Origin of the sequence: Frankia sp. AgB1.9 (assembly GCF_016786355.1) — a bacterium.
GTDB lineage: Bacteria > Actinomycetota > Actinomycetes > Frankiales > Frankiaceae > Pseudofrankia.
In genome coordinates this window covers 84,746-90,745 of the sequence record NZ_JADWYX010000032.1, presented here as the reverse complement: position 1 = coordinate 90,745, position 6,000 = coordinate 84,746, and the positions used below count along the sequence as shown (strand labels likewise).

General features: G+C 74.2%; 5 protein-coding genes. 2 read left to right on the top strand and 3 right to left on the bottom strand.

What is annotated here, in order from left to right:
• Positions 1-1,224 (bottom strand): serine/threonine-protein kinase (locus I6A60_RS15070; protein WP_203055637.1); only part of this gene is annotated, 1,224 nt, incomplete at its 3' end.
• 261 nt (positions 1,225-1,485) lie between these two features.
• On the opposite strand from I6A60_RS15070, the gene I6A60_RS15065 reads away from it, so the two are divergent.
• Positions 1,486-2,571 carry an adenosine deaminase gene (locus tag I6A60_RS15065; RefSeq protein ID WP_203023352.1) on the top strand — a complete coding sequence of 362 codons (1,086 nt, stop codon included), beginning with the start codon at positions 1,486-1,488 and terminating at the stop codon, positions 2,569-2,571.
• Positions 2,572-2,615: 44 nt separating this feature from the next.
• The gene (locus I6A60_RS15060; RefSeq protein ID WP_305038749.1) at positions 2,616-3,281 is read left to right on the top strand and encodes a DNA-3-methyladenine glycosylase I; all 666 of its coding nucleotides are present in this window, start codon (positions 2,616-2,618) and stop codon (positions 3,279-3,281) included.
• Here the strand turns inward: I6A60_RS15060 and I6A60_RS15055 are convergent.
• Positions 3,270-3,914 carry a response regulator transcription factor gene (locus tag I6A60_RS15055; RefSeq protein WP_203023351.1) on the bottom strand — a complete coding sequence of 215 codons (645 nt, stop codon included), beginning with the start codon at positions 3,912-3,914 and terminating at the stop codon, positions 3,270-3,272. The genes I6A60_RS15060 and I6A60_RS15055 overlap by 12 nt on opposite strands.
• Positions 3,911-5,998 (bottom strand): sensor histidine kinase, encoded by a 2,088-nt coding sequence (locus I6A60_RS15050; protein ID WP_203023350.1) that lies wholly within the window; start codon positions 5,996-5,998, stop codon positions 3,911-3,913. The genes I6A60_RS15055 and I6A60_RS15050 overlap by 4 nt, the downstream gene beginning before the upstream one ends.
• Positions 5,999-6,000: the final 2 nt, after the last annotated feature.

Below are 6,000 nucleotides of genomic sequence, written 5' to 3'. Positions count from 1 at the left end.
CCCCCCCCCCGCGCCCCCCCCGCCCCCGCGCGGCGCCGCCGCGGGGGCCGGGGGTCGGCCGGGCCGGGCGGGGGGGGCCCCGGCCGCCGATGCCGTGACGGGCTCGGCGGTGGTCGGCTTCACCGGCTGGGGTGTGACCGGGGTGGCCGGGCTGGGTGTGGCTGGGCGAGGGGTCGCGGGCGTGGCTGGCCGGGACGCGGCTGGCGGAGGCGGTGGTGTGGCCGGCCGGGCTGTCGCGGGCCGGGCCGTCGCGGCCCGTGGCGTCGCCGGCGGTGCGGACGGGGCGCGGCCGGGTGACGAGGTCGCTGGCCGCCTGGGCGGCGGGCCGGTCGGTCGGGGCGTCGTCCTGGTCTGGCTGGCCGCCGACGGGCGCCCTGGCGTCTCGCCGGCCAGGTCACGCAGCCGGGTCCGCACGCTGGTGAGCGTCGGGCGGTCCAGCTCCCGCTGGGACAGCATCCCGTCCAGGAGGGGACCGAGCCTGCCCGCGTGCCGGGGCGGCCGGATCAGGCCCTCGACGACTGAGGTCAGGATGTCCAGCGGGGTGGCGCCACCGAACGGCGGCTCGCCCTCGACGGCCGCGTACAGCGTGGCGCCGAGCCCCCAGACGTCGCACTCCGGTCCGCCCGGCTCGCCGTGCGCCCGCTCCGGCGCCAGGTAGGCGGGCGAGCCGACGACCTCGCCCGTCCTGGTCAGCCGCGGGTCGCCGTTGCTCACCGCGATCCCGAAGTCGGTGAGCCTGGCCTGCCCGTCCTGGGTGAGCAGGACGTTGCTGGGCTTGACGTCGCGGTGCACGACCCCGAGGCGGTGCGCCGCGTCCAGCGCGTAGGCCAGTGAGATCCCGATCTGGGCGACCTCGTCGACCGGCAGGCCGCCCTCGCGCTCGATCCTGGCCGACAGCGGCTCGCCCTCGACGAGCTCCATCACGATCCACGGCAGCTCGCCGTCGTCGATGACGTCCAGCACGCCGACCGCGCCCGGGTGATGGATCCGGCCGGCGGAACGCGCCTCGCGCAGCACCCGCTCCCGGGCGTCCGCGTTCGCGGCCGGGCTGCCGGTCGGCATCCGCACTTCCTTGACCGCCACGGTCCGCCGCATGATCTGGTCCGTGGCGCGGTGCACCACGCCCATGCCGCCGACGCCGATGACCGCCTCGAGCCGGTAGCGCCGGCCGACGACCGTTCCGGGGGCGTGCCCCGAGGAGCCCGCTGGCAGGCCAGATCCCATTGCTGACCGGCCTTCGCCTGCCATCTCGTGGTACCTCTCTCGTTCGTCCCCCGGCCAACGCCCGAGTGGGCCCGGTCCTGCATACCCACTCGGTCGAGCCCGATCACCGGCGCCCGGTGAGGTGTGCTCCCCGGCCGCGGCCGTACGCCGTCCTGATTGTCCGACTGTCGCGCACCGGGCGCGTCGGCGGATCGGCCGCTCGGATTGTCAGTCCCGTGCCCTAGCCTCGAACCGACGGCGACGGGGGATGGGGAGGTGGCGATGGCATCGCTGACGTTGGACCAGATCCGGCTCGCGCCGAAGGTGCTTCTGCACGATCATCTGGATGGCGGGCTGCGGCCGGCGACGGTGGTGGAGCTGGCCGACGAGTGCGGGTACACGGCGCTGCCGACGACCGACATCACCAAGCTCGGCGGCTGGTTCCGCGGTGGCGCCCATAGCGGCTCCCTCGTGCGCTACCTGGAGACATTCAGCCACACCGTCGCGGTGATGCAGACGCCCGAGGCACTGGCCCGGGTCGCCCGCGAGTGCGCCGAGGACCTGGCGGCCGACGGCATCGTCTACGCCGAGATCCGGTTCGCCCCCGAGCTGCACACCGAGAACGGGCTGTCGCTGGACGCGATCGTCGAGGCGGTGCTCGACGGGCTGCGCGCGGGCTCCGAGGGCACCGGCCTGCACGCCCGGGTGCTGTGCACGGCGATGCGCCACCAGGCCCGGTCGCTGGAGATCGCGGAGCTCGCGGTCCGCTGGCGCGACCAGGGGGTCGTCGGCTTCGACATCGCCGGTGCCGAGGCGGGCAACCCGCCCACCCGCCACCTCGACGCGTTCCAGTACATCCAGCGCGCCAACGGCCACTTCACGATCCACGCCGGCGAGGCGTTCGGCCTGCCCTCGATCTGGGAGGCCGTGCAGTGGTGCAACGCGGACCGCCTCGGCCACGGGGTCCGCATCGTCGATGACATCTCCGTCGACGTGGAGGGCCAGGCGTCGCTGGGTCCGCTGGCGAACTACGTCCGCGACACCCGGGTCCCGCTGGAGATGTGCCCGTCGTCGAACGTCCACACCGGCGCGGCCCGCAGCATCGCGACGCACCCGATCGGCCTGCTGCGCGACCTGCGCTTCCGCGTCACCGTGAACACCGACAACCGGCTGATGAGCGACGTCACCCTCTCCAGCGAGTTCGCGACGCTGGTGGAGACGTTCGGTTACGGCTGGTCGGACATCCGCTGGTTCACCCTCAACGCGATGAAGTCGGCGTTCCTCCCGTTCGACCAGCGCCTCGACCTGATCGACGACGTCATCAAGCCCGGCTTCGACACGCTGGCCGCGAGCGCGCCCGGTGCCTGACCGGCGCCGCGATACCCGCAAGTGGCTGACGGAAAGGTGACGCGATGACTGAGACGCTGCCGACGCCGGCGGTCGCCGACGGACTGGCGACGGGTTCGGGTGGGCCGCCCGGGCCCGGCGGGCCGGTGGCCGGGCCGGACGGGCTGATGCGATGCCCGTGGGGGGTGTCGACGCCCGACTACCTCGCGTACCACGACGAGGAGTGGGGGCGGCCGGTCCGGGACACCGTCGGGCTGTTCGAACGGCTCAGCCTGGAGGCGTTCCAGTCGGGCCTGTCGTGGCTGACGATCCTGCGCAAGCGCGAGGGGTTCCGGCGGGCGTTCGCGGGCTTCGACCCGGCCGCGGTCGCCGCGTTCGGCCCCGCCGACGCCGAGCGGCTGCTCACGGACGCCTCGATCGTCCGGAACCGTCGCAAGATCGAGGCCACGATCGTCAACGCCCGCGCGATCCTGGCGCTCGACGAGCCGCTGGAGGACGTGGTCTGGTCCTTCCAGCCGGACCTGGCCGCCCGCCCCGCGCCCCGCGCGCTGTCCGACCTCACCGCGACGACGCCGGAGTCCGTCGCCCTGTCGAAGGCGCTGCGCAAGCGTGGCCTCGTCTTCATCGGTCCGACCACGGCGTACGCGATGATGCAGGCCTGCGGGCTCGTCAACGACCACCTGGCCGACTGCGTCGCCCGTGAGGCCGTTGCTGGCCCGTCAGCCGGCTGAGTCGGAGCCGAAGCCCGCGTCGCGGGCCCGCACGACCGCCTCCGTGCGACTTCCGGCGCCGAGCTTCGCGAGGATCGTGGAGACCCGGTTGCGGACCGTCTTCTCGGAGAGGTGCAGCCGGGCGGCGAGCTGCCCGTTACCCAGCCCGTCCGCGAGCAGATCCAGCATTCGCGCCTCGGCCTCGGTCAACTGGGGGAACACGCGTGGCGACAGCCTGCCGACGGCGTGGCGCACCTTGTCCGCGATCCCGGGGCCGATGACGAGCTCGCCTCGCGTCACGGCCTCCAGCGCCCGCGCCACGTCCGTCTTCGATGACTCCTTGAGCAGGTAGCCGCGCGCGCCCGCCTGTAGCGCCGCCTGCAGCGAGGCGGTGTCCTCGCTCATCGTCAGCACGAGGACGGCGGTCTGGGGTGCCACCTCGCCGATGCGCGCGGTCGCCTCGATGCCGCTCAGGCCCGGCATGCGCAGATCCATGAACACCACATCGGGCGCGTGGCGCAGCGTCGCGGCCAGGGCCGCGTTGCCGTCCGCGGCCTCGGCCACGACCGTCGCGCCCAGCTCGACCAGCAGACCGCGCAACCCGTCGCGGAACAGCTCGTGGTCGTCGGCGATCACGATGCGCATGGGGGTCACGGCGTGCTCCCTTCCTCCAGTGGCAGCCGAGCCCGTACGAGGGTGCCGCCGCCATCGGCGCCATCGCTCGAACTGAGGACCTCCAACCGCCCGCCGACCTCGCTGGCTCGCTCGCGGATGCTGCGCAGGCCTATCCCCGCGACGGCGTCGCCGGCCAGGCCGGCGCCGTCGTCCGCTACCTCGACCACCAACCAGGGCGGCTCGGCGCGGACCCGCACCACGCAGGTGTCGCACCTTGAGTGGCGGACCGCGTTCGTTACCGCCTCCGCGACGATCCGGAACGCCGCCACCTCCGTCGCGGCCGGTAGCCCGAGCACGGCCAGGTCGGCTGGTGCATCCAGCGCCACGACGGGCGTGAAGGGCGCGATGACCTGCGCCAGCGCGACGGACAGGCCGCCCTCGTCAAGAGCCGGGGGCCGCAGGTCCTCCACGATGTGACGGATATCGCGAACCGTCGCTCGCAGGCGGTCCCGCACGAGGGCGGCGCGCTCCGCGGCCGGGTCCGACCGTTCTGCCAGGCCGTCGGCGATGCTGTCGAGCTGCATGGCCATCGCGGCCAGCTGGGGCCCGACGCCGTCGTGCAGGTCACGGCGCAGCCGGCGCCGTTCCTCCTCCCGCGCGGCGACGACGCGCTCCCTGCTGCGCCGAAGGTCGTGCTGGGTCGCCGCCGCGTCCAGCAGATCCCCGGCTCGCCTGGCGATGTCGGCGAACATCGCCCGTTCCGCCGCGGTGAACTGGTCGGCTCGGTGGCGGCGGCCCACCAGGAGCGTGCCGGCCACGCCTCCCGCGCGGGTCGGTGCGGGCAGCCGTTCCAGCCAGCCGACAGGTCGGCCCGACTCGATGGTCGTGAGTCGATCGTCCGCGCTCTCGACGGCCACGTAGGGCACCTTGAGCGCCTCCCGCACTCCGTCGGCGAGCTGCGAAAGGGCGTCCATCGGCCCGGTCGCGAGATCGAGCCGGCCGTGCAGGACCGCGAGGACCGCGTAGGGGTCACGGGTCACGCCGAACAGCACCCGGTCGACGAGCCGCTGTACCTGGTCGCGGGCCGCCGCGGCGACCAGCGCCGCTACGGCGAGAACCCCGTAGGCGACCCGCCTACCGGGGGCCAGCGCACCCGCGCCGGCTACGGCGCAGGCGTAGGCGATCAGCAGGAACGTGGTGAGCAGCCCGTAGACGAGCGTGCGGCTGAGCGCCGTGCCGATGTCGAACAGCCGGTGGCGGACCGCGCCGACCCCGATCGCGGCCACCAGCAGCACCATCCCCACGCCCATGCCGGCCGCCAGATCCTGTGGGCCCTGCAGGATCAAGCCGATCAGGCTCGCCCCGACCAGGCTGGCGACCCCGAGGACGAGCCACTGCAGTTTGGCCCGTTCCACGCCGCGCGACCGCCGCAGCCTGGTCAGCACCGCGGCGAGCCCGAGCAGCCCGCCGCCGAAGAGGACGGCCTCCGACGTGGCCAGGGTGACGTACCGCAGCCAGGGCGCCGATCGCAGGCCGTACGGATTCAGCAGCTCGCTCGACACGTCGAGCGGCGTCGGGCAGATCATCCGAGCGACCAGGTGACAGCCGATCACCACCGCCGTGGCGGCGACGGGCACGCGCCAGCGTCCGGAGGGCAACCGGCCGTCCGGAAACAGCGAGGGCACCAGGCCCCAGAGGGCCAGGTACGGCACGTATCCCCAGACCGCGAACCAGGTGGCGGCCCCCTGCCCCGGCAACCCGCTCCTACCGGGCAGCAGCGCGACGGCGGCGTACTGCGCGGCCAGCAGGTAGGGGCCGGTCAGGGCGGTCGTGAGAAGCAGCCAGCCGACCAGGTTGCGTGGCTGGTAGAGCAGCACCAGCGCCGCGACCGGCGGGAACGCGGCGGCGAGGACCAGGTCCGCCGGATCGAGCGCGACCGGCTGGTCGGTCCGCAGCGTGACGTACCGGTGCAGGAGAACCGCGCCGACCGCACAGCCGATCGACAGCGCCGCCAGGCCGACGACGACCACCGAGGACAGGACGACCCCAGCCGTGGTCGTGGCCGGCGCGGCAGCCGGCGCCGCGTCGGGCCCGGCGCCCGGTGTCGAGGGAACTGCCCGCATGC

What these genes read in the sequence shown, in the direction of transcription:
- I6A60_RS15050 (WP_203023350.1), bottom strand. Translation starts at nt 5,998, where the DNA reads ATGCGGGCAGTTCCCTCGACACCGGGCGCCGGGCCCGACGCGGCGCCG.
- I6A60_RS15065 (WP_203023352.1), top strand. Translation starts at nt 1,486, where the DNA reads ATGGCATCGCTGACGTTGGACCAGATCCGGCTCGCGCCGAAGGTGCTT.
- I6A60_RS15060 (WP_305038749.1), top strand. Translation starts at nt 2,616, where the DNA reads ATGACTGAGACGCTGCCGACGCCGGCGGTCGCCGACGGACTGGCGACG.